Annotated in this window: 18 protein-coding genes; 11 read left to right on the plus strand and 7 right to left on the minus strand. The window is 73.2% G+C overall.

Annotation, left to right across the window (positions count from 1 at the left end):
• Positions 1-21: 21 nt before the first annotated feature.
• Positions 22-1,524 carry an aldehyde dehydrogenase family protein gene (locus OG799_RS34720; protein WP_406041451.1) on the minus strand — a complete coding sequence of 501 codons (1,503 nt, stop codon included), beginning with the start codon at positions 1,522-1,524 and terminating at the stop codon, positions 22-24.
• 230 nt (positions 1,525-1,754) lie between these two features.
• On the opposite strand from OG799_RS34720, the gene OG799_RS34725 reads away from it, so the two are divergent.
• The 7 genes from OG799_RS34725 to OG799_RS34755 all read left to right on the plus strand — a co-directional run bounded on the left by OG799_RS34725 (position 1,755) and on the right by OG799_RS34755 (position 8,182).
• Positions 1,755-2,225, plus strand: a complete 471-nt coding sequence (locus OG799_RS34725; RefSeq protein WP_406041453.1) for an FHA domain-containing protein — start codon at positions 1,755-1,757, stop codon at positions 2,223-2,225.
• A gap of 125 nt (positions 2,226-2,350) precedes the next feature.
• Positions 2,351-3,415, plus strand: coding sequence for an alpha/beta fold hydrolase (locus tag OG799_RS34730; protein WP_406041455.1), 1,065 nt, complete (start codon positions 2,351-2,353; stop codon positions 3,413-3,415).
• A gap of 123 nt (positions 3,416-3,538) precedes the next feature.
• Positions 3,539-5,329, plus strand: a complete 1,791-nt coding sequence (locus OG799_RS34735) for a 3-hydroxyacyl-CoA dehydrogenase family protein (RefSeq protein WP_406041457.1) — start codon at positions 3,539-3,541, stop codon at positions 5,327-5,329.
• A gap of 41 nt (positions 5,330-5,370) precedes the next feature.
• Positions 5,371-5,865: a SigE family RNA polymerase sigma factor gene (locus OG799_RS34740; protein WP_406041459.1), complete on the plus strand. Its 495-nt coding sequence runs from the start codon at positions 5,371-5,373 to the stop codon at positions 5,863-5,865.
• Positions 5,862-6,911, plus strand: a complete 1,050-nt coding sequence (locus OG799_RS34745; protein ID WP_406041461.1) for a hypothetical protein — start codon at positions 5,862-5,864, stop codon at positions 6,909-6,911. Before OG799_RS34740 ends, OG799_RS34745 begins: the two co-directional genes overlap by 4 nt.
• 68 nt (positions 6,912-6,979) lie before the next feature.
• A complete protein-coding gene (locus tag OG799_RS34750; protein WP_406041463.1) occupies positions 6,980-7,306 on the plus strand; it encodes a hypothetical protein in 327 nt (108 codons plus the stop codon).
• 66 nt (positions 7,307-7,372) lie between these two features.
• Positions 7,373-8,182, plus strand: coding sequence for an alpha/beta hydrolase (locus OG799_RS34755; protein ID WP_406041465.1), 810 nt, complete (start codon positions 7,373-7,375; stop codon positions 8,180-8,182).
• Between the two features lie 117 nt (positions 8,183-8,299).
• Here the strand turns inward: OG799_RS34755 and OG799_RS34760 are convergent, their stop codons facing one another.
• From OG799_RS34760 to mce, 5 genes are all read right to left on the minus strand, one after another.
• Complete coding sequence (locus OG799_RS34760; RefSeq protein WP_406046494.1) at positions 8,300-9,424, minus strand: AI-2E family transporter; 1,125 nt, start codon at positions 9,422-9,424, stop codon at positions 8,300-8,302.
• 765 nt (positions 9,425-10,189) lie between these two features.
• Complete coding sequence (locus tag OG799_RS34765) at positions 10,190-12,424, minus strand: hypothetical protein (RefSeq protein ID WP_406041467.1); 2,235 nt, start codon at positions 12,422-12,424, stop codon at positions 10,190-10,192.
• Positions 12,425-12,592: 168 nt separating this feature from the next.
• Positions 12,593-13,846: a DivIVA domain-containing protein gene (locus OG799_RS34770; RefSeq protein ID WP_406041469.1), complete on the minus strand. Its 1,254-nt coding sequence runs from the start codon at positions 13,844-13,846 to the stop codon at positions 12,593-12,595.
• A gap of 278 nt (positions 13,847-14,124) precedes the next feature.
• On the minus strand, positions 14,125-15,480 hold the full coding sequence (gene ccrA, locus OG799_RS34775) for a crotonyl-CoA carboxylase/reductase (protein WP_406046495.1): 1,356 nt from the start codon (positions 15,478-15,480) through the stop codon (positions 14,125-14,127).
• 297 nt (positions 15,481-15,777) lie between these two features.
• Positions 15,778-16,248: a methylmalonyl-CoA epimerase gene (mce, locus tag OG799_RS34780; protein ID WP_406041471.1), complete on the minus strand. Its 471-nt coding sequence runs from the start codon at positions 16,246-16,248 to the stop codon at positions 15,778-15,780.
• Positions 16,249-16,311: 63 nt separating this feature from the next.
• Between mce and OG799_RS34785 the strand changes: the two genes are divergently transcribed.
• From OG799_RS34785 to OG799_RS34795, 3 genes are all read left to right on the plus strand, one after another.
• Positions 16,312-17,511 carry an acetyl-CoA C-acetyltransferase gene (locus OG799_RS34785; RefSeq protein ID WP_406041473.1) on the plus strand — a complete coding sequence of 400 codons (1,200 nt, stop codon included), beginning with the start codon at positions 16,312-16,314 and terminating at the stop codon, positions 17,509-17,511.
• A 47-nt stretch (positions 17,512-17,558) separates the two neighbouring features.
• A complete protein-coding gene (meaB, locus tag OG799_RS34790) occupies positions 17,559-18,563 on the plus strand; it encodes a methylmalonyl Co-A mutase-associated GTPase MeaB (RefSeq protein WP_406041475.1) in 1,005 nt (334 codons plus the stop codon).
• 512 nt (positions 18,564-19,075) lie between these two features.
• Positions 19,076-19,486, plus strand: a complete 411-nt coding sequence (locus OG799_RS34795; protein WP_406046496.1) for an Asp23/Gls24 family envelope stress response protein — start codon at positions 19,076-19,078, stop codon at positions 19,484-19,486.
• A 58-nt stretch (positions 19,487-19,544) separates the two neighbouring features.
• Here the strand turns inward: OG799_RS34795 and OG799_RS34800 are convergent, their stop codons facing one another.
• Positions 19,545-20,165: a TetR family transcriptional regulator C-terminal domain-containing protein gene (locus tag OG799_RS34800; protein WP_406041477.1), complete on the minus strand. Its 621-nt coding sequence runs from the start codon at positions 20,163-20,165 to the stop codon at positions 19,545-19,547.
• A gap of 107 nt (positions 20,166-20,272) precedes the next feature.
• On the opposite strand from OG799_RS34800, the gene OG799_RS34805 reads away from it, so the two are divergent.
• Positions 20,273-20,983 (plus strand): SDR family NAD(P)-dependent oxidoreductase, encoded by a 711-nt coding sequence (locus OG799_RS34805; RefSeq protein WP_406041479.1) that lies wholly within the window; start codon positions 20,273-20,275, stop codon positions 20,981-20,983.
• Positions 20,984-20,987 lie beyond the last annotated feature (4 nt).

Genomic DNA, 20,987 nt, shown 5'->3' on the forward strand with positions numbered 1-20,987 from the left:
CGCCGGTCGCGGCGGGGGTGGTCAGCGGTTCCGGCCGTACATCAGCTTGGCGGCCTTGACCAGGCGGGCGACGTCCGCCGGTGTGCGCTCGAAGGTCATCGACGGCAGCAGCGAGCGGGCCCGCCGTCGGGTGACGGACTTGGCCCGGCCGAACTCCCGCAGCCCGTCCTCGCCGTGGATCCGGCCGAAGCCCGAGTCGCCCACGCCGCCGAACGGCAGCGTGGACATCCCGGCGAAGGTGAGCGCCGAGTTCACCGAGGCCATCCCGGATCGCAGCCGCCGCGCGACGGCCACCGCCCGCCGCCGGCCGAAGACCGAACCTCCCAGGCCGTACGACAGGGCGTTGGCCCGTTCGACGGCTTCGTCGACGTCGCGGACCCGGTTGACGGTGAGCGTCGGGCCGAAGGTCTCCTCCCGGACGGCGGCGGAGTCCTCGGGGACGTCCACCAGCACCGTCGGGTGCACGTACGGCGGCTGGACCGCGTCGGGGCCGCCGAGCACCGCCCGGCCGCCCCGCTCGACGGCGTCGTCGATGTGCCGGCGGATCACGTCGAGCTGGGACGGCATGGTGATCGGGCCGATGTCGGCACCGTCGGCGCCCACGGTCAGCCGGCCGGCCCTGGTCACCACCTTGTCGACGAAGGCGTCGAAGACCTGGTCGACGGCGTAGACGCGTTCGATGCCGATGCAGGTCTGGCCGGCGTTGGTGAGCGCCCCCCAGACGCACGCCTCGGCGGCGGCGTCCAGGTCGGCGTCGGAGTCCACGATCATCGCGTCCTTGCCGCCGGCCTCCAGCAGCACCGGGGTGAGCGACTCGGCGCAGGCGGCCATCACCTTCTTGGCGGTGGCGGTGGAGCCGGTGAAGGCCACCTTGGCCACGCCCGAGCGGCACAGCGCGGCGCCCACGTCGCCGAGGCCGTGCACCGCGGTGAAGACCGGCTGCTCCGGCACCACCTCGGCGAACCGGTCGACCAGCCACTGCCCGACCGCCGGGGTGTACTCGCTGGGCTTGAACACCACCGCATTGCCGGCGGCGAGCGCGTACGCGGCGGAGCCGACGGGGGTGAAGACGGGGTAGTTCCACGGGCCGATCACGCCGACCACCCCGTACGGCTGGTATTCGAGGTGGCCGGTGAACTCGGCGAGGATCAGCCGGGAGCGGACCCGTCGGGGCCCGAGCACCCGCCGCGCGTTGCGGGCCGCCCAGTCGATGTGTTCGAGCGCGGTGAGGATCTCGACGACGGCGTCGCCGACCGGCTTGCCGCCCTCGGCGTGGATCAGCTCGGCGAGCTCCTCGATCCGGCGGGCGAGCACGCCGCGCCAGCGCAGCAGCCGTTCCCGGCGACCGGTGAAGCCGAGCCCGGCCCACCACTCGCCGGCGACGCGGGCCCGGGCCACCGCCCCGGCGACGTCCTCGGCGGTCGCCACCGGAAGTCGCCCGGCCTCGGCGCCCGTCGCCGGGCTGGTCGACACCAGCCGACCCGCCTCGATGACCGGGGTCCCCGGGACATGCACAGCCGTCATGGCGGAAGTCTAGACCCGAGGATTACTCGCCGGTAGCCCTCGTCTCGCCCGCCCGGGTGCGGGCGCGGGGCCCGACTTTGGGCGGCGATTGAACCCCGCACGCCCGCCGAACCGGCGAACCGGAGCTGACCGCGCGGGGTCGCGGAGGTGACCACCCGGTGGTGGGGGCGATTACGGTGAGGTGGCACGCTGACGCCGCGGGGCGATGGTGGGGTGGAGGGCGACGGTCCATGGAGGATCATCCGGAACTGATGCCGCTGTTGACGGTGTCGGGCGGAACGATGCGCGGATTGAGCTTCCGGGTCGGCCGTGACCCGCAGGTGATCGGCCGGGCGCCGACCGCCGGGATCGTGCTCGACGACGCGCACCTGAGCCGACGGCACGCGGCGGTCCAGTTGACCGGCGAGGGGGTGTCGCTGGTGGACCTGGGCTCGACCAACGGAACCTGGCTCAACGACCGCCGGATCACCGGCGTCGAGCTCCTGACCGACGGCGACGTGATCCGGCTGGGCCGTACCGAACTGCGGTTCTTCGACCCTGGCGTGGCCCGGACCGATCCGGTCGGGCTGGCCTTCGGGGCGCCGCGGAGCAACCATCGTCCGACCCTGCCGCTGCCGGTCCCACCGGCACCGCTGGCCGCCGCGGAGCCGCGCGGCGCCGCCCTGCCGCTCCCCGCGGTGCCCGTCGACGCCCACCGCTGAACCCGGGACCCGCGCCCGTCGACGCCCACCGCTGACCCGGGACCCGCGGCCGGCACACCGGCCGATGGCCCGGGGTGTGGGCCGCACCCATGGACCGGAGCGGCCCGCCGTGCCAGCATGCGCCGATGGAGAGCGCGCAGCACACCGTGTCGGGGAACGGCATCACCCAGGCGGTCCGGGTGGCGGGTCCGCCGGACGGCGTGCCGGTGCTGCTCGTGCACGGCAACGCCTCCTCCGCGGCCTTCTGGGAGCCGCTGATCCGGCGGCTGCCGACGACCCTCCGGGTGGTCGCCCCCGACCTGCGGGGCTACGGCGACACGCAGACCGCGCCGGTGGACGCGCGGCGCGGGCTGACCGACTTCGCCGACGACGTGGCCGCCCTGCTCGACGTGCCCGGGCTCTTCGCCCCCGGCGCCCGGCCGGTGGTCGTCGGGCACTCCCTCGGCGGGGGCGTGGCGATGCGGCTGCTGGTCGACCACCCCGAGCGGGTCGCCGCCCTGCTGCTGGAGGCGCCCGTCTCCCCGTACGGCTTCGGCGGCACCCGGGACGTCCACGGCACCCCCACCACGGCCGACTTCGCCGGCACCGGGGCCGGCACGGCCAACACCGACTTCGTCGCCCGGCTCGCCGCGAAGGACCGCGGCGCGGACGGCCCGACCAGCCCCCGCGCCGTGCTGCGGGCCACCTACGTCGCCGACCCGGCGTCGCTCGGCGAGGACGAGGAGCTGCTGCTGGACAGCGTCCTGTCCACCGCCACCGGGGACGACAACTACCCGGGCACGGCGGTCGCCTCGCCGCATTGGCCGGGCACCGCGCCGGGGGAGCGCGGCGTGCTCAACGCCCTCGCGCCGGCCCACTTCCGGATCGCCGACGAGCTGGTCGCCGTCCCGGGCAAGCCGCCGGTCACCTGGGTACGCGGCGACGCCGACGTGATCGTCTCGGACACCTCGCTGTTCGACCTGGCGTACCTGGGGTCGCTCGGCGCGGTGCCCGGCTGGCCGGGGGCGGCGGACTGCCCGCCGCAGCCGATGATCGGGCAGACCCGGACGGTGCTGGAGCGGTACGCGGCGGCGGGCGGGACGTACCGGGAGGTGGTGCTACCCGGCTGCGGGCACAGCCCGCACCTGGAACGGCCGGCCGAGTTCGTGGCGGAGCTGCTGGCGCTCACGGGGGTGCCCGCGACGGCCTGAGGCGTACTGCGTGAAATATCCCACGGCGTCTCGACAACGCAGCGTCACGTGGCAGACTCCGGCGCATAACCTTAGCGGCCGTTCATGTCGGCAACGGCGGAGTCAAACCAGGGGAGGCCGGTCGTGGCGCGCGAGTTCACCAGTGTGGGTGTGGTGGGGCTGGGCACCATGGGTGCCGGCATCGTCGAGGTCTTCGCCCGCAACGGCATCGACGTGGTGGCGGTGGAGATCTCCGAGGCCGCCCTGGAACGCGGCCGGGCCACCCTCACCGGCTCCACCGACCGGGCGGTCGCCAAGGGCAAGCTCGCCGCGGCCGACCGGGACGCCCTGCTGTCGCGGGTGCACTTCCAGGTCGGGTTGGACGCGCTGCACTCGGTGGACCTGGTCATCGAGGCCGTGCCCGAGCACCTCGACCTGAAGCAGCGGATCTTCGCCGAGCTGGACCGGGTCTGCAAGCCCGAGGCGATCCTCGCCACCAACACCTCGTCGCTGAGCGTCACCGAGATCTCCGTCGCCACGACCCGCCCCAACCAGGTCATCGGCATCCACTTCTTCAACCCGGCGCCGGTGATGAAGCTGGTCGAGGTGGTCCGTACCGTCGTCACCTCCGCCGACGTGGTGGCCGACGTGGAGGCGCTCTGCGAGCGGCTCGGCAAGGTCGACGTGACCATCAACGACCGGGCCGGCTTCATCGCCAACGCGCTGCTCTTTGGCTACCTCAACCACGCCGTGAGCATGTTCGAGGGGCGGTACGCCACCCGCGAGGACATCGACGCCGCGATGAAGCTCGGCTGCGGCCTGCCGATGGGCCCGCTCGCCCTGATGGACCTGATCGGCCTGGACACCGCGTACGAGATCCTGGACACCATGTACCGGCGGGGTGGCCGGGACCGCCGGCACGCGCCGGTGCCGCTGATCAAGCAGATGGTCACCGCGGGGCTGCTCGGCCGGAAGTCCGGCCGCGGCTTCTACACCTACGAGCGGCCGGGCTCCCCGGTGGTCGTACCCGACGACCAGACGCCGGTGGCGTCGCAGGCCGCGCTCGCCGACGGCGTTCGCGGGATCGCGAAGGTCGGCGTGGTCGGCTCCGGGACGATGGCCACCGGCATCATCGAGGTCTTCGCCAAGGCCGGGTACGAGGTCGTCTCGGTGACCCGCGGCGCGGAGAAGTCCGCCAAGGTCTTCGAGGCGGTCAAGACCTCGCTCAACAAGGGCGTGGTCCGGGGCAAGCTCACCGAGGCCGACCGGGACGCCGCGCTGGGCCGGATCAACTGGTCCGCGGTCCTGGAGCACCTCGCCGACGTCGACCTGGTGGTCGAGGCCGTGGTCGAGGAGTTGAGCGTCAAGAAGGCCCTCTTCGCCAGCCTCGACGAGATCTGCAAGCCGGGCGTAGTGCTGGCCACCACCACCTCGTCGCTGCCCGTGATCGACGTCGCGATGGCCACCCAGCGGCCGGCCGACGTGGTCGGGCTGCACTTCTTCAACCCGGCGCCGGTCATGCCGTTGGTCGAGGTGGTGCAGACCATCCGCACCTCGGCGGAGACCACCGCCACCGCCCGGGCCGTCTGCGCGGCGCTGGGCAAGACCGGCGTGGTCTGCGGCGACCGGTCCGGCTTCATCGTCAACGCGCTGCTCTTCCCGTACCTGAACGACGCGGTGAAGATGCTGGAGGCCAGCTACTCCACCGCCGACGACATCGACTACGCGATGAAGCTGGGCTGCGGCTACCCGATGGGCCCGTTCGAGCTGCTGGACGTGGTCGGGCTGGACGTGTCGCTGGCCATCCAGCGGGAGCTCTACCTGGAGCTGCGCGAGCCCGGCTTCGCCCCCGCGCCGCTGCTGGAGCACCTGGTCACCGCCGGCTACCTGGGCCGCAAGAGCGGCCGCGGCTTCCGCGACCACACCAACCGCTGATCGGCGTCAACACGGGACGCCGGTGACGGCGTCTTGAGGGTGTGACCTTCGAGGAGTACGTCGGCAGCCGCGGGCCGGCTCTGATCCGGCTGGCCCGGCTGCTGACCGGCGACGAGCACCGGGCCGAGGACCTGACCCAGGACGTGCTGGCCCGGGCGTACGTGCACTGGCGGAAGATCGCCGGCGCCGACCGTCCCGACGTCTACGTCCGGCGGATGCTGGTCAACGCCAACAACTCCTGGTGGCGCCGGCGGTCCAGCCGCGAGCTGGCCGTGGACATCTTCGCCGATCGTCCCCACCGGGGCGACCTCGGCGGGGAGGCGGCCGACCGGGACGAGATGTGGCGGCTGATCCGTGGGCTGCCCGACCGGCAGCGCGCCGTGCTGGTGCTGCGCTACTACGAGGACCTGGACGACGCCACGATCGCCCAGATCCTCGACTGCTCCCCGGTCACCGTCCGCACCCACGCGATGCGGGCGCTCGCCCATCTCCGGGAGCGCTGCGGCGCCCCGACGACCAACGGGAGCCGGCCGTGACCGACCTCGACCAGCGGATCGCCTCGGTGCTGCGGGAGCGCGCCGAAGGGGAGATCGACACCCACCGGCTGCTCCACCGGTCCCGGACGCAGGGCCGCCGGCGGCAGCTCCGCCGCCGGGTCGGGGCGGGCACCGCGCTCGCCCTGGTCGGCGTGCTCGGCTTCGTCGGGGTGTCCGGGACGGACCTGTCCGGGCTGCCCGGCCGGCTGCCCTGGACGGCGGCCACGCCGACCGTCGCCCTGCCCGTGCCGCCCCGGGCCGACGGGGTGCCGGGCGCCGCCACCGACCCGGCGCGGGTGGGCACCGACCCCACGGTGCTGCATCTGGGCGTCGACCCCGCGAAGGCCCGCTACCTCGGCTGGTCGGTCAGAGGCCTCGCGGTCGAGACCGTCCGGTTCGAGTTCGACGGCGGCCAGCCGGTCACGGTCGACGTGGCCCGCACCGTCGAGGCGTTCGACGGTCTGGGGATCGACGGGTTCCCGGTCGACGCGGTGCCGACCCGGCGGGCGTTCGACGGCACGGTCCGCCAGGTCCCCGGCGGCAGCGGCGGTCTGATCATGTCGTGGCAGCCCGCCACCGGTGTGTACGCCCGGGCGGCGATGCTCGGCGGGGACCGGGCCGCGCTGGCCAGGGCGGTGGACGCGCTCCGCTGGAACGAGGCGCGGCGCTGCGCCGCGCCGCTGCGGCTCACCGCGCTCCCGAAGGGTGCCTCGGTGGGCGGGTGCGCCGTCGACGTGAGCAGCTTCCCCAAGGGGTTGACCGTGACGCTGACGATTTACGGTCCGCGCTCGGCGACGATGTTCGTGTCCCTCCAGCACGCGGCGCAGATGGCGGGCACCCGTACCGACGGCAACCGGACGATCGATGGTCGGGCCGCCTACGTCTTCCCGGACGGGGGCAAACTGGAGCTGCTCGGCATCCCACAGGCGCACCTGACCGCCGACTTCGGCTGGCCGGTTAAGGGCTTCACCGAGGTGGACGCCGCCACGGTGCTGGCCGGCGCCCAGGTCGCGAAGGACCTGAGCCGGCCGGAGACCTGGGACTGAGCGGGTGTGCCCGGCGGGGCCCGCCCGTCCCGGGCTGGTCCCGCCGTCGGACCGTACGCTTGGTGACCGTGAGCCCCCGTCGCAACCGCCCCCGCCGGGACGAGACCGCCCACCTGGACTCCGACCGGGTCCGGCAGGGCGTACCCACCGTCCAGCAGTGGCGCGACGGCGACTGGCAGGTACGCGGGATCAGCGGCGGGGCGTCGACCAAGACGTACCGCTGTCCGGGTTGCGACCAGGAGATCCGCCCCGGCGTGGCGCACGTGGTGGCCTGGCCGGCGGACGACCGGGGTGACCTCACCGACCGGCGGCACTGGCACAGCGGCTGCTGGGGGGCCCGGGACCGGCGCGGCCCGGTCGTCCAGCGCGGCCGCAGCGCCCCCCGCCACGGCTGAGCGATCTGGATCACCCTGTTTCCGCCCCGCCGGGCGACCCGGGCGGCGGCGCGACAGACTGGGACGGTGAGCACACCGATCCGCGCCTCGTCGATCCTGCCCGGCCACCGGGAGGACATCGAGCTGCACACCGCCGACGGGCTGAAGCTGGTCGGTGAGCTGGCCCGGCCGCTGGACCGGGAGCCGGTCGGCACCCTGGTCTGCCTGCACCCGCTGCCCACCCACGGCGGGATGATGGACAGCCACGTGTTCCGCAAGGCGGCCTGGCGGCTGCCCGCCCTGGCCGACCTGGCCGTGCTCCGGTTCAACACCCGGGGCACCAGCAGCCTCCGCGGCACCAGCGAGGGGGCCTTCGACAACGCCGTCGGCGAGCGCTTCGACGTCGCCGCCGCGATCGAGTACGCGGAGTTCGCCGAGTTGCCGAACATCTGGCTGGTCGGCTGGTCGTTCGGCACCGACCTGACGCTCAAGTACGGCTGCGACCCGGCGGTGGCCGGGGCGATCCTGCTCTCCCCGCCGCTGCGCTTCGCCAACCCGGAGGACCTGGCCCAGTGGGCGGAGTCCGGCAGGCCGCTGACCGCGCTGGTCCCCGAGTTCGACGACTACCTGCGGCCGGCGGAGGCCCGGGAGCGGTTCGCGGCGGTGCCGCAGGCCGAGGTGGTCGGGGTGCCCGGCGCCAAGCACCTGTGGGTCGGCGACGCGGAGACCGTGCTCGACGAGATCGTCCGGCGGGTCAACCCGGCGGTGGCGGTGCCGCTGCCGACCACCTGGGACGGCCCGGTGGAGACCGGCGACGTCAGCGCGTACGCCGACCGGACGGTGGCGTCGTTCGCCGACACCCCGGTCCCCGGCCCGCGTCCCGACCAGGCGGGCTGACCCGGCCGGCGAGCGGTCTGGTCGGTGCGACCCCTGACAGCGCTCGACGGTGTTGCCGCTCGGGTCCACGACACAGGATGACGGTGGCTTCCACGGCGCGGCTTCGGCCCCGGTAGCTCACCGGGAATCCTGCCGGGGGAGCACCACCTCGCGGAGGATCAGCTGGAGGGCGGCCACGGTCGGGATCGCGATCAGCGCGCCGACGACGCCCAGCAGCGACACCCCGAGCAGGGCGGCGAGCAGCGCGGCCACCTCGTTGACGGCGACCGCCCGCCGCATGATCTTGGGGTAGATCAGGTAGTTCTCCACCTGCTGGTAGATCAGGAAGAAGACCAGACAGGCGATGCCGACCGGCAGGTCGGTGGCGAGGCCCACCAGGGTGACCACGACCGCGCCGAGGGTGGCCCCGATCTGCGGGATCAGGTCCGTCACCGCCACCACCACCGCCAGCGCGAACGGGTACGGCAGCCCGACGACCAGCGCGAAGACGAAGGTGCTCGCCCCGGCCAGCACCGCGATGCTGAGCGCCCCCACCATGTACGCGCCCACCCGGGTCAGGATCTCGTCCCCGATCAGCCGTACCCGCTCCCGCCGGGTGCGGGGCACCAGCGCGTACCCGAGGGAGCGCAGCTTGTCGAAGTAGGCGAGGAAGTAGATCGTCAGCACCAGCACGGTGAGCGCCCGGAAGATGGTGCCGAAGATCAACTGGGCGCCGCCAAGCACGCCGCCGAGCGCCCGGCCGATGGTGTCCGCGTTCGCGGCCGACTGGATTCGCTCCATGAGGTCGTACCGTTCGACCAGGTCGTTGACCGTGGCGTTGCGGCGCAGTTCGTCGACGTAGCTGGGCACCTGCTCGATGAACTGCCCGGACTGGGTCACCACCGGGGGCACCAGCGCCAGCACCCCGCCGACGATCAGCAGCACCACGGTCAGCGTCACCACCGCCACCGCCAGCCCGTGCGACAGTCCCCAACCGCGCAGCCGGACCACCGCCGGGTGGAGACCGACGGCGAGGAAGAGCGCGATGACCACCAGGACGAGGATGCCGGTGGCGTTGCGCAGGCCCAGGAAGACCGCGTACGCCAGCAGCACGCCGAGCGCCCCGGTGAAGCCGATCAGGAAACTGCTGCGCCGCAACGGCCGGCCGGGGATGCCGAACCGCCCGCTGGGCCCACCTGCCTCGAACTCCGTCGGGTCGGACGCATCCGCCTCGGCGGCCCGCCCACCGGCTTCCCGGCTCATCGCCGCGCCGGCGTCCGCTCCGTCGGCCGACGTCCCGTCGCCTGGCGTCTGGTCGCCTGGCGTCCCGGCGGCGGGCGTCCCGCCGGCGGGCGGGGTGGGCCGGTCAGGTGGGTCGTCCGGGGTAGGGCCGGCCGTCGGGGCAGGGTCCTCCGGGGTGCCGTCCGGGGCGGGCCGGGGCGCCGGAGGTGGGTCGTCCTCCGGGCGGAGGGCGGCGAACGGATCGTCGCCGTCTGGTCGGGCGCTGCCCGACGGCCCGTCCTGCGACATCGGACCTCCCCGGATCCCGCTCCGGCGGAGGCGGCCGGAGTAGCTTCACCGACCCGGGGTTGGCGGCCGGACCGGTCGGCCCGCGGACGCCGGATACCGGCGCGCCACGGGTCTCTGCCCGGAGGTTAGCGGCCGGCGAATCCGCCCACCACCCCTTCGCCCGCGCGGGCGCCCGTCCGCTCCGGCAGTTCGGGTTGTGCCCGGCCCACCACCTGGCCAGGGTGGCGCGATTCCGTCGGGTGCCGTCGCCGGTCCGGCGGCGTGGCGGTGTCCGGTGACGCCGGATGCCGCCAGGTCGGGGCGGTGGCGATGCCGTCACCAGGTCGGGGATGGGTGTCCGGGGGCGCGGGATGCCGCCAGGCCGCCGAGGTGGTGGTGCGGGCGCCAGGGTCGGGGATGTTGGGGGTGTCCAGTCAAGCCGGCTGACCTCACGTCGGCGAGGTGTGGTCGGCAACGAGTCGCCAGCGGCGGCGGGGCAGCGGGAGCGGGCGAGGCGGGTCAGTCGGACTCGACGGTGACGGTGCTCGGCTTGGCGCTGCGCTCGTCGGTGGTCGGCTTCGTCGGCCGCTTGCCGTTCTCGCCGGTGCTGGTGATCTTCGTCGGGGTGGCGCCGCGGCCGCCCTCGCCCGGCACGGCGGCCACCGTCGGCTCACCCTCCGCCGCGGCGGCACCGTCCACCGTGGTCACCGGCTCGGCGACCGGACGGGCCGCTCCGGCGTCGGCCGTGGTGGCGCCGGCCGGTTCCTTCGGGCCCGCCGGGGTCGCCGTCGCCGGCTCCTTGCCGTTGGCGGCGACCGGAGCCCTGCCGTTGGCCGCCACCGGCGCCTTGCCGGGCGCCGGTTCCGTGCCCGTGCCGGGGACCGGGCTCGCGCCCTTGGTCGCGCCGGGGACCGGGCTCGCGTCCTTCGCCGCGCTCCCGCCCTTGCCGGTGGCGCCGGCCAACTCGTCGGGGCCGACCGGAGTCGCCGCGAGGCCGGCGGGAGCGGTGCCCGTGGTCTCCCGCAGCCGCAGCTCGGCCAGCTTGCGCTCGAGGTCGTCGGACTCCTGCCGGGACTTCCAGGTCTCCTGCCGCAGGTCGGCCAGCTCCTGCTGGGCCTGCGCGATCTCCAGCATCACCTGGGCGAGCTGCTGTCGGCCGGCGGCCACCTCCTGCTGGGTGGCGGCGAGGTGCTGCTGGGTGGTGGCCAGGTGCTGCTGGGTGGTGGCCGCGTACTCCTCGAACTGGCGGCGCGAGGCGGCGACGTGCTCGTCGGCCTTGCGGCGCTTGTCGGCGGCGTCGGTCTCGGTCCGGTGGAGCAGCTCAGCGGCCTCGACCTCGGCCTGGCGCCGCAAGGTCAGCGCGTCCTGCTCGGCGGCCTCGCGGATCGCCGCGGCACCCTGCTCGACCTCGTTCCGTCGGGCCGTGTACGTCTGCTCCAGCTCGGCGTGCCGGGCCTGGTGCAGTTTCTCCAGCTCGGCGTGCCGGGTCGTGTGCTGCTTGTCCAGCTCGTCGCGGCGCTTGGCGAACTCCTGCTCGGCGGCGGCGCGGCGCTGGGCCAGCTCCTTGTCGGCCGCCTCCCGCCGGGAGTTGACCTCCTGCTCGACGCCGGCTCGCCAGGCGCCCAGCTCCTGCTGCGTCTGGGCGCGGGCGTGCTGCACGTACGCCTCGGTCTCGCTCCGCATCCGCTGGACGTACGCCTCGACCTCGGCCCGGTTGCGCTTGCCGGCCTCCGCGGCCTCGGTGGTCAACCGGTTGGCCTCGGTCCGGGCCCGGCCGCGAGTCACCTTCGCCGCCTCCTCGGCGTCGTCGACGATCTTCTTGGCCTCGGCGAGGGCCTTGGCGTGGGTGGCCCGGCCGGCCTCGGCCGCGGACTCGGTGAGGCGCTTGGCCTCCTGCTGGGCCTTGGCGTGCACCTCCTTGGCCGACTCGCGGAGCTGGGTCGCCTCCTGCTGGGCCTTGGCCAGGGCCTCCTTGGCCGACTCGCGTAGCCGGGTGGCCTCCTGCTGGGCCCGGGTGTGGATCTCCTTGGCGATGTCCCGGAGCTGGGTCGCCTCCTGCTGGGCCTTGGCCAGCGCGTCCTGAGCCGTCCTGCGCAGCTTCTCCGACTCGTCCTGAGCCGTCCTGCGCAGCTTCTCCGACTCGTCCTGGGCCGTCCTGCGCAGCTTCTCCGACTCGTCCTTGGCCGCCCTGCGCAGCTTCTCCGACTCGTCCTTGGCCGTCCTACGGAGCTTCTCCGACTCGTCCTTGGCGGCCTTCAGGCCGGCGTCGGCCTCGGCCTTGCGGGCGGCGGTGTGCCGCTCCTCCTCGGCCCGCCGGGCGGCGAGGGCGATCTCGAAGTCCTTGAGCGCCTCGGCGGCCTGCTCGCGGGCCTCGGAGATGATGTGCTCGGCGGCCGCCCGCCGCGCCTCGATCTCCTCGTTGGCGGAGGAGAGGATCTCTTCGGCCTGCTCCTCGGCCATGGCGAGGATCTGCTCGACCCGGGGACCGAGGTGCCGGAACGAGGCCCGGTCCACCACGCCCACCTGCTTGCGCACCTGGGCGAGGTCGCGTTGCAGCACCTCGACCTGACCGGCCAGCTTGTGGATCTGCGTGTACGCCTGCTCCCGCTCGGTCGTCAGGGTGGCGATCTCGTGCTCCGCACGAGCGACGTACCGGTCGACCTGTCGTTTCTCGTACCCCCGCAGAGCGGACTCGAAGCTGGGCTCCGTGGTCACGTCCCCGCCGAGAGCGAACAGTTCCTCGCCGTGCGACATGCCCCCATCCTCACACGCATCCGGCTCTGCTGGGGCGATACGGACGCCCCTGTTGGGAGCTACTTCACCGATCGGACGGAACGGGCCGGGAAAGCATGACAGCGCGGGGTTCCACCGGTTACCCGGTGTCACCCCGCGCCGTGGATCATGCCCCGATGCGGGTGGTGCTCAGCTGGCCGACTCGGCGGTGGCCCGCTCCTCGGAGCCCTCCTTCTTGGCCGCCTCCGGCTTGGCCGGGGCCGCCGGCACGCCCGGCACGATGCCGGCGAGACCGGAGAGCATCTGACCGAGCTGGGAGGTGACGGCGTCCTTCTGCCGGGTGAGGTCCTCGACCTCGCGGCGGGCCGCCTGGGTGGTCAGCTCGGCCTCGGTGCGGGCCTCGCTGAGCAGACGCTGCGACTCGGCCTTGGCCTCGTTGAGCGTCTTGTCGGCCAGCGCCTTGGCCTTCTCCACCGTCTCGTTGGCGGTGCGCTCGGATTCGACCCGGCGGGCCTCGGCCCGCTGCTCGATCTCCTTGGCCCGCTCCTGGGCGGCCCGGGCCCGCTGCTCGGCCTCGCTGACCAGCTTCTGGGTCTGCGCGACCTGCGCGGCGTGCCGCTCGGACTCCTCGCGCTCGGCCTTCTCCCGCCGCTCGGCGAGCTGGAGCTCGAGGGCCTGCAGGTCCTTGTCGCGCTTGTCGCGCGCGTCGGTGAGCAGCTTGGTCGCCTCGGCCCGCTTCTCCTCGGCCTCCCGGGCGGCCTTGGCCCGCTGCTGGGTGATCTCCCGCTCGGCGGTGGCCCGCAGGGTGGCGACCTCACGCTCGACGGTGGACTTCAGCTCGGCCACCTCGTGCGCGGTGACCGTACGCAGCTGCTTGGTCTCCCGCTCGGCGTCCGCCCGCAGGGTGTCCGCCTCGCGGCGGGCCTGGACCCGGACCTCCGCGGCCTCCCGCTCGGCGGCGGTGCGGACGCTGCCGGCCTCCCGCTCGGCGGTGGCCTTCATCGCGGCCGCCTCGGCGCGCGCCTTGTCGGTGATCTCGCGGGCCTCGAGGCGGGCGGCGGAGAGGATGCCCTCCGACTCGCGCTTGGCCTCGTTGCGGTGGTCGTTGGCCTGCTCCTCGGCCAGCCGGAGGATCTGCTCGACGCGGGTGCCGAGGCCGGAGAGGGTCGGCCGGCTGTTCTCCTCGAGCTGCTTGTTGGTGTCGGTGAGCTTCTGCTCCAGGGCGCTCTGGCGCTGCTCGGCCTGCCGGAGCCGGCGCTGGGCGTCGTTCATCCGCTGCTCGGCCTCGGCGCGGGCCTGCTCGGACTGGGTCAGCGCGGCGGTCAGCCGACCGATGAAGTCATCGACCTGACCGGTGTTGTATCCGCGCAGGCCAACGGTGAAATCGGGCTGCGAGTTCGCGTTATCGAAGAACGCGAGAGGGGAGGACTGCTGCTGGGGCATTGGGACATACTCGCAGACCACCCGGGGTCGTTCGCAAGAGCGGTCCCGAGCTTTCGTGTCCTCATTACATGGTCGACTCCCGTCGCCGGCGGGGACCGGACCAAACGGCGATCTTGGCAGCTCCCGGGCGGGTCGGGCGTCACGGAAGGTGAGCGGGAAAAGGGCCGCGGGACGAGGCCCCGCGGCCCTTTGTCAGCCGTCACTCGAATGGTGTGCCGGGTGGTGGAAAGGCAATGGCCGCATCGCCGCAATGGCCATCCCGACCTCACCCGTACGGGTCAGTGGCCCCGGAACCGGTTGATCGCCGTTTCGTGCCGGGCGCGCAGCGCGGTGTCGCGGACGCCGAGGCCGTCGGCGGGCGCCAGGCACCGGACCCCGACCTTGCCCTGGTGCGCGTTGCGGTGCACCTCGTACGCGGCCTGGCCGGTCTGCTCCAACGGGTAGGTCCTCGACACGGTCGGGTGGATCTGACCGAGCGCGACGAGGCGGTTGGCCTGCCAGGCCTCGTGGTAGTTGGCGAAGTGGCTGCCGACGATCCGCTTCAGGTGCATCCACAGGTACCGGTTGTCGTACTGGTGCTGGTAGCCGCTGGTGGAGGCGCAGGTGACGATGGTGCCACCGCGCTTGGCGACGTAGACGCTGGCGCCGAAGGTCTCCCGGCCGGGGTGCTCGAAGACGATGTCCGGGTCCTCGCCGCCGGTCAGCTCGCGGATCCGCTCGCCGAAGCGGCGCCACTCGTCCGGGTCCTGGGTCTCCTCGTCCTTCCAGAACCGGAAGCCCTCGGCGGCGCGGTCGATGACCAGCTCGGCGCCCATCTTCCGGCACAGCTCGGCCTTTTCGGGGGAGGAGACCACGCAGACCGGGATGGCCCCGCCGTTGAGCGCCATCTGGGTGGCGTAGCCGCCCAGGCCGCCGGAGGCGCCCCAGATCAGCACCACGTCGCCCTGCTTCATGTTGGCCCCGTGGTGGGAGACCAGCTGCCGGTACGCGGTGGAGTTGACCAGCCCGGGGCTGGCCGCCTCCTCCCAGCTCAGGTGGCGCGGCTTGGGCATCAGCTGGTTGGCCTTGACCACGGCCAGCTCGGCGAGGCCGCCGAAGTTGGTCTCGAAGCCCCAGATCCGCTGCTGCGGGTCGAGCATGGTGTCGTCGTGGCCGGCCGCGTCCTCCAGCTCGACGGAGAGGCAGTGCGCGACCACCTCGTCGCCGGCCTTCCACTTCGTCACGCCGGGCCCGGTGCGCAGCACCACGCCGGCGGCGTCCGACCCCACCACGTGGTACGGCAGGTCGTGCCGGCGGGTCAGCTCGGAGAGCCGGCCGTAGCGCTGGAGGAACTTGAAGGTCGGCAGCGGCTCGAAGATGCTGGTCCAGACCGTGTTGTAGTTGATCGCGCTGGCCATCACCGCGACCAGGGCCTCGCCCGGGCCGAGCTCCGGGGTGGGCACCTCCTGCAGGTGCAGCGCCTTGCGCGGGTCCTTGTCCCGGGTGGCCATCCCGTCGAACATCCGGGTGTCCTCGGCGCGCACCACCACGCCCCGGTAGCTCACCGGCACCGGCAGGCCGGCGAGGCCGGCGAGCGCCCGCTCCGGCTGGTCGGAGCCTTCCGCCGCCATGATCGCTTCGAGGATGTCCTGCACGGTGACCTCCCGTTCGTCCGCACCCACGCCGGGGGCACGGGGGTGCTGCCATCGTCGGCGCCGGTGCGACCGACCGCCATGTCGGCAATCGACACATCCGGCACCGGTCGCGCTCCTGTGGAGCCGGACGTTACTGAACGGTAGCTAAAGCGGGAAGCCCTCTGTGAAAAACTGCATCCGCCGATGCGTGGAGCTGTCCGGGGGAGCGGCGTACCGCGCAGTGCCGTGCGCGAGGGCTCGGGCAAACAGGGCCCCCTGCTATCCAGGAGGCGTTAACAGGGGACCCCTCCTTGCAGCTCAGTGGGCGGCTGGCTCGACCAGCTCGACCAGGACGCCGCCGGCGTCCTTCGGGTGGACGAAGTTGATCCGGGAGTCGGCGGTGCCCCGCTTCGCGGTCTCGTAGAGCAGTCGGACGCCGCGGTCCCGCAGCGCCGCGCAGGCCGCGTCGATGTCCACCACCGTGTACGCGACCTGCTGCACCCCGGGCCCGTTGCGGTCCAGGAACTTCGCGATCGTCGACTCGGGCGACAGCGGGGCGAGCAGCTGCAGACAGCCGCCCTCGGTGGTCGGGCCGACGGCCAGCATCGCCTCGCGTACGCCCTGCTCGGTGTTGGTCTCGATGTGCACGCAGCGCATCCCGAAGGTGCGCTGGTAGAAGTCGATCGCGGCGTCCAGGTCGGGCACGGCGATCCCGACGTGGTCGATGCGGCGCAGCCCGATGTCTGTGACGTAGTCCGCAGCGGGCTCGACGGGGGAGTTCTCAGCCATGGCGCTAGTCTGACCGAACAATCGTTAAGGCGTACAGCTCGGCACCCCCCCTCGGAGGCAGGCATGGCTTCGGTGATCGTCAGCGGCACGCGGACCCCCATGGGGCGGCTGCTGGGCAACCTCAAGGACCTCCCGGCGACGAAGCTCGGCGGGGTGGCGATCAAGGCCGCCCTGGAGCGCGCCGGCGTCGCCCCCGACCAGGTGCAGTACGTGATCATGGGGCAGGTGCTCCAGGCCGGCGCCGGTCAGATCCCGGCCCGCCAGGCGGCGGTCGAGGCGGGCATCCCGATGTCCGTGCCGGCGCTGACCATCAACAAGGTCTGCCTCTCCGGCCTGGACGCGATCGCCCTGGCCGACCAGCTCATCCGGGCCGGCGAGTTCGACATCGTGGTGGCCGGCGGCATGGAGTCGATGACCAACGCCCCGCACCTGCTGCTCGGACAGCGCAGCGGCTACAAGTACGGCGACGTCACGATCAAGGACCACATGGCCCTCGACGGGCTCAGCGACGCCTGGGACTGCTGCTCGATGGGCGAGTCGACCGAGCGGCACGGCGTCAAGCACGGCATCACCCGCGAGGAGCAGGACGCCTTCGCCGCGGCCAGCCACCAGCGGGCCGCCGCCGCGCAGAAGAACGGCCACTTCGCCGACGAGATCACCCCGGTGGTCATCCCGCAGCGCAAGGGCGAGCCGCTGGTGATCAGCGAGGACGAGGGCATCCGCCCGGACACCACCACCGAGTCGCTGGGCAGGCTGCGGCCGGCCTTCACCTCCGACGGCACGATCACCGCCGGCAGCTCCTCGCCGATCTCCGACGGCGCCGCCGCCGTGGTCGTGATGAGCAAGGCCAAGGCCAAGGAGCTGGGGCTGACCTGGCTGGCCGAGATCGGCGCACACGGCAACGTGGCCGGCCCGGACAACTCGCTGCACTCGCAGCCCTCGAACGCGATCCAGCACGCCCTGAAGAAGGGCGGCCTGAGCGTCGCCGACCTCGACCTCATCGAGATCAACGAGGCGTTCGCCCAGGTCGGCATCCAGTCCGCGCGGGACCTCGGGATCAGCACCGACAAGGTCAACGTCAACGGCGGCGCGATCGCGCTCGGCCACCCGATCGGCATGTCCGGCGCGCGGCTGGTGCTCACCCTCGCGCTGGAGCTCAAGCGGCGCGGCGGCGGCACCGGCGCGGCGGCGCTCTGCGGCGGCGGTGGCCAGGGCGACGCGCTGATCATCCACGTCCCGAACGGCGCCACGGCGGACCAGTGAGCGCGCGGCGCCAGCCGGTTCCGCGAGCCCCGCAGTAAGGAAGCACAGTGAGCGACGTCGTCGAGAACGTCCCGGCCGCGGCCACCGGATCGGTGCGCCGCAGCCGGGACGTACCGATGCTGGTGGAGCGGGCCCGCGCGGGTGACCCCCGGGCGGTGGCCCGGCTGATCACCCTGGTCGAGTCCGGCGACGAGGTGCTGCCGCAGGTCGCGGCGGCCCTCGCCCCGTACGCCGGGCAGGCCCAGGTCGTGGGCCTGACCGGGTCCCCGGGGGTGGGCAAGTCGACCACCACCAACGAGCTGGTCCGGGCGCTGCGGGCGCGCGGCCACCGGGTCGGCGTGCTGGCCATCGACCCGTCCAGCCCGTTCACCGGCGGCGCGATCCTCGGCGACCGGGTCCGGATGCAGGACCACGCCACCGACCCGGGCGTCTACATCCGCTCGATGTCCAGCCGCGGTCACCTCGGCGGGCTGTCGGCGGCGACGCCGCAGGCGGTCCGGGTGCTGGAGGGCGCCGGCTGCGACGTGGTGCTGGTGGAGACCGTCGGCGTCGGGCAGGCCGAGGTGGAGGTCGCCTCGCTGGCGGACACCACACTGGTGCTGCTCGCCCCGGGCATGGGCGACGCGATCCAGGCGGTCAAGGCCGGCATCCTGGAGATCGCCGACGTCTTCGTGGTCAACAAGGCCGACCGGGACGGCGCCGACGCCACCGTCCGCGACATCCAGGGCATGATCGCCCTGGGCGAGCGCGGGCCGGGGGAGTGGCGGCCGCAGGTGGTGCGGGCCATCGCCGCGCGGGGCGAGGGGATCGACGACATCGCCGCCGCCATCGACAAGCACCGCGGCTGGCTGGAGCAGCACGACGAGCTGCGCCGCCGCCGGGAGGCGCGGGCCGCCGCCGAGATCGAGGCCATCGCGCTGGGCGCCCTCCGCGCCCGGATCGGCTCACTGCGCGACGGTACGGAGCTGCCGACGCTCGCCACCAAGGTGGCCGAGGGGGCGCTCGACCCGTACGCGGCCGCCGACGAGTTGCTCGCCCAGCTCGGCTCCTGACCGCCCGCCGGGTTGACCGGTCCCCGTCCGGGGCACTGCCCCCGACGGCCCGAGCGGCGGGGCGGCGGCGATGGATGGGGACGTCATCGTCGCCTCGTCGCGGGGGTCCGGCGCCGCGCCGACCCCGACGCCGTGGCCAGGCGGCGGCACTTCCGGCGTGCGGGGTGACCGCGGTCGTCGTGGCCGGCCTCGCGGTGCTGCTCGGCAGGTACCTGGTGGTCATGCTGCGCCTCGCCCCCGGGGCGCTGGTGCTGTCCCCGCTCGGGATCGCCCACCGCGGCCTGACCAGCTTCTACTCGGTCCCGTGGTCGGCCGTCTTCGGCATGGAGGCGCAACGGCTCGGCACATCGGTGACCCGGAGCTGCGGTGCGAGCTGGCCACCCCGGAGGCGCTGCGCCGGATCGCAGCGGGCCGGACAGCACCCTGACCCGTCCACTCCGGACCCCGCCCAACTAGTACCCTCGCATCGCCGCACCGACCCGTGGCGGCGCTGGATGTCGGGTGGGGAGACCATGAGCGAGGCGACCCAGGAGCTGTCGGTGACGCCGGACGCGGTGGCGGGCGGCACGACGCACGTCTCCGACGAGGTGGTGGAGAAGATCGCGGTGGCCGCCGCGAAGTCCGTGCCCGGGGTGGCCGAGCTGGGCGGGGACGTGGCCCGGTTCTTCAACGCGGTGCTCGACAAGGTCGGGCTGGACCAGGTGGGCGACGCGACGAGGGGCTGCTCGGCGCACGTCACCAACGGCGCGGCGGTGGTCAACCTGGTGCTGGTGATCTCCGGTGGCCGGCCGGTGCCGGAGGTGACCGACGCGGTGCGGTCCGCGGTGACGGCGGCGGTCGAGGCGTACGGGCTGCGGGTCGACGAGATCAACATTCGGGTCGACGACGTGGCCCTGGGCAGTCCGGCGGTCCCGTCGGTCTGAGGCCGCTCGCGCCGCGGTCCTCGTCGACCGGGTGGGTCGTGGTCAGCGCCGGGTCAGCTCAGGTCAGCGTGGCCCGTAGCTGCGGCGGCACCTGGAGCAGGTCCAGGCTGTTCCGCCACAGTGTCTCGAGCTGGGCCGGATCGTTGAGCAGCTTCGCGAGCAGCGCGCGTCCCTCGATCTGGGCGACCATGGACCGGGCGGCCTCGTGGGCGTCGACCGACGGGCCGGCCTGGCCCCGCTCCTTCGCCTCGATGACCACCCGCTCGATGAGGTCGATCTGGGCGTCGAAGATCTCCTGGAGCCGGCTGCGGATCTCCTCGGCCTGGTTGCTGAGCTCCAGCGCGAGGTTGCCGAAGAGGCAACCGACGACCAGGCCGGCCTTCTGCTGGCCGGTGCGCTGCACCTCCTCGGTGGCCTCGAACAGGTCCCGTAGCCGCCGCAGCGGGTCGCGGTCGCTGCTGAGCAGCTCGACCCACTGCCGCCGCTGGAGCGCCCAGTGTTCGTCGATGACGGTGAGCGCGAGCGCCTGCTTGGACTCGAAGAAGTAGTAGAAACTGCCCTTCGGCACGCCCGCCGTGGCGCAGATCTCCGCCACGCCCAGCGCGGAATATCCGCGCTGTTCCAGCAGCGTCGCGGCCGCACCGAGGATCTTGTTCCGCGCGTCACTCGTCCGTCCCATGGCTTTGACGATACACGACCGGTCGGCTAGCTTTTTGTCGACCAGTCGTCTACTGGCCATCCAGGCCTCGGCCAACAGGGCTTCGGCCAGTCAGGAAGAGGAACGTCATGAGCGCCACGCAGAAGGTTGTCGTGATCACCGGTGCGTCCCAGGGCATCGGCGCCGGCCTCGTCGAGGCGTACCGCAAGCTCGGGTACGGCGTCGTGGCGACCTCACGCTCGATCGGCGCCGCGGACGACCCGGAGATCGTCACCGTCCGGGGCGACATCGCCGACGCCGACACCGCGGAGCGGGTGATCACCGCCGCGATGGACCGTTTCGGCCGCATCGACACCCTCGTGAACAACGCCGGGGCCTTCGTCGCCAAGCCGTTCACCGACTACACCGATGAGGATTTCGACCTGCTCACCGGGGTCAACCTCGCCGGCTTCTTCCAGCTCACCCGGCGTGTCCTGCCGCACATGCTCGCCGTCGGCGGGGGACACGTCGTCAACATCACCACGAGCCTCGTGGACCAGCCCAACTCCAACGTCCCGTCCGTGCTCGCGTCGCTGACCAAGGGCGGCCTCAGCTCCGCCACGAAGTCCCTGGCCATCGAGTACGCGGGCCGAGGAGTACGGGTCAACGCCGTCGCCCCGGGGATCATCAAGACCCCGATGCACCCGGTCGAGTTCCACGAGACGTACGCCGGTCTGCACCCGGTCGGCCGGATGGGTGAGACCAGCGACATCGTCGACGCCGTCGTCTACCTCGAGTCGGCGCCCTTCGTCACCGGCGAGATCCTGCACGTCGACGGCGGCCAGAACGCCGGTCACTGACCCA

This window comes from Micromonospora sp. NBC_00898 (assembly GCF_045207895.1).
Lineage (GTDB): Bacteria > Actinomycetota > Actinomycetes > Mycobacteriales > Micromonosporaceae > Micromonospora.

Bases quoted from the DNA above. Each gene is read 5' to 3' on its own strand.
- OG799_RS34720 (WP_406041451.1), bottom strand. From the start codon at position 1,524: ATGACGGCTGTGCATGTCCCGGGGACCCCGGTCATCGAGGCGGGTCGG.
- OG799_RS34725 (WP_406041453.1), top strand. From the start codon at position 1,755: ATGGAGGATCATCCGGAACTGATGCCGCTGTTGACGGTGTCGGGCGGA.
- OG799_RS34730 (WP_406041455.1), top strand. From the start codon at position 2,351: ATGGAGAGCGCGCAGCACACCGTGTCGGGGAACGGCATCACCCAGGCG.
- OG799_RS34760 (WP_406046494.1), bottom strand. From the start codon at position 9,424: ATGAGCCGGGAAGCCGGTGGGCGGGCCGCCGAGGCGGATGCGTCCGAC.
- OG799_RS34765 (WP_406041467.1), bottom strand. From the start codon at position 12,424: ATGTCGCACGGCGAGGAACTGTTCGCTCTCGGCGGGGACGTGACCACG.
- OG799_RS34770 (WP_406041469.1), bottom strand. From the start codon at position 13,846: ATGCCCCAGCAGCAGTCCTCCCCTCTCGCGTTCTTCGATAACGCGAAC.
- mce (WP_406041471.1), bottom strand. From the start codon at position 16,248: ATGGCTGAGAACTCCCCCGTCGAGCCCGCTGCGGACTACGTCACAGAC.
- OG799_RS34785 (WP_406041473.1), top strand. From the start codon at position 16,312: ATGGCTTCGGTGATCGTCAGCGGCACGCGGACCCCCATGGGGCGGCTG.
- OG799_RS34795 (WP_406046496.1), top strand. From the start codon at position 19,076: ATGAGCGAGGCGACCCAGGAGCTGTCGGTGACGCCGGACGCGGTGGCG.
- OG799_RS34800 (WP_406041477.1), bottom strand. From the start codon at position 20,165: ATGGGACGGACGAGTGACGCGCGGAACAAGATCCTCGGTGCGGCCGCG.
- OG799_RS34805 (WP_406041479.1), top strand. From the start codon at position 20,273: ATGAGCGCCACGCAGAAGGTTGTCGTGATCACCGGTGCGTCCCAGGGC.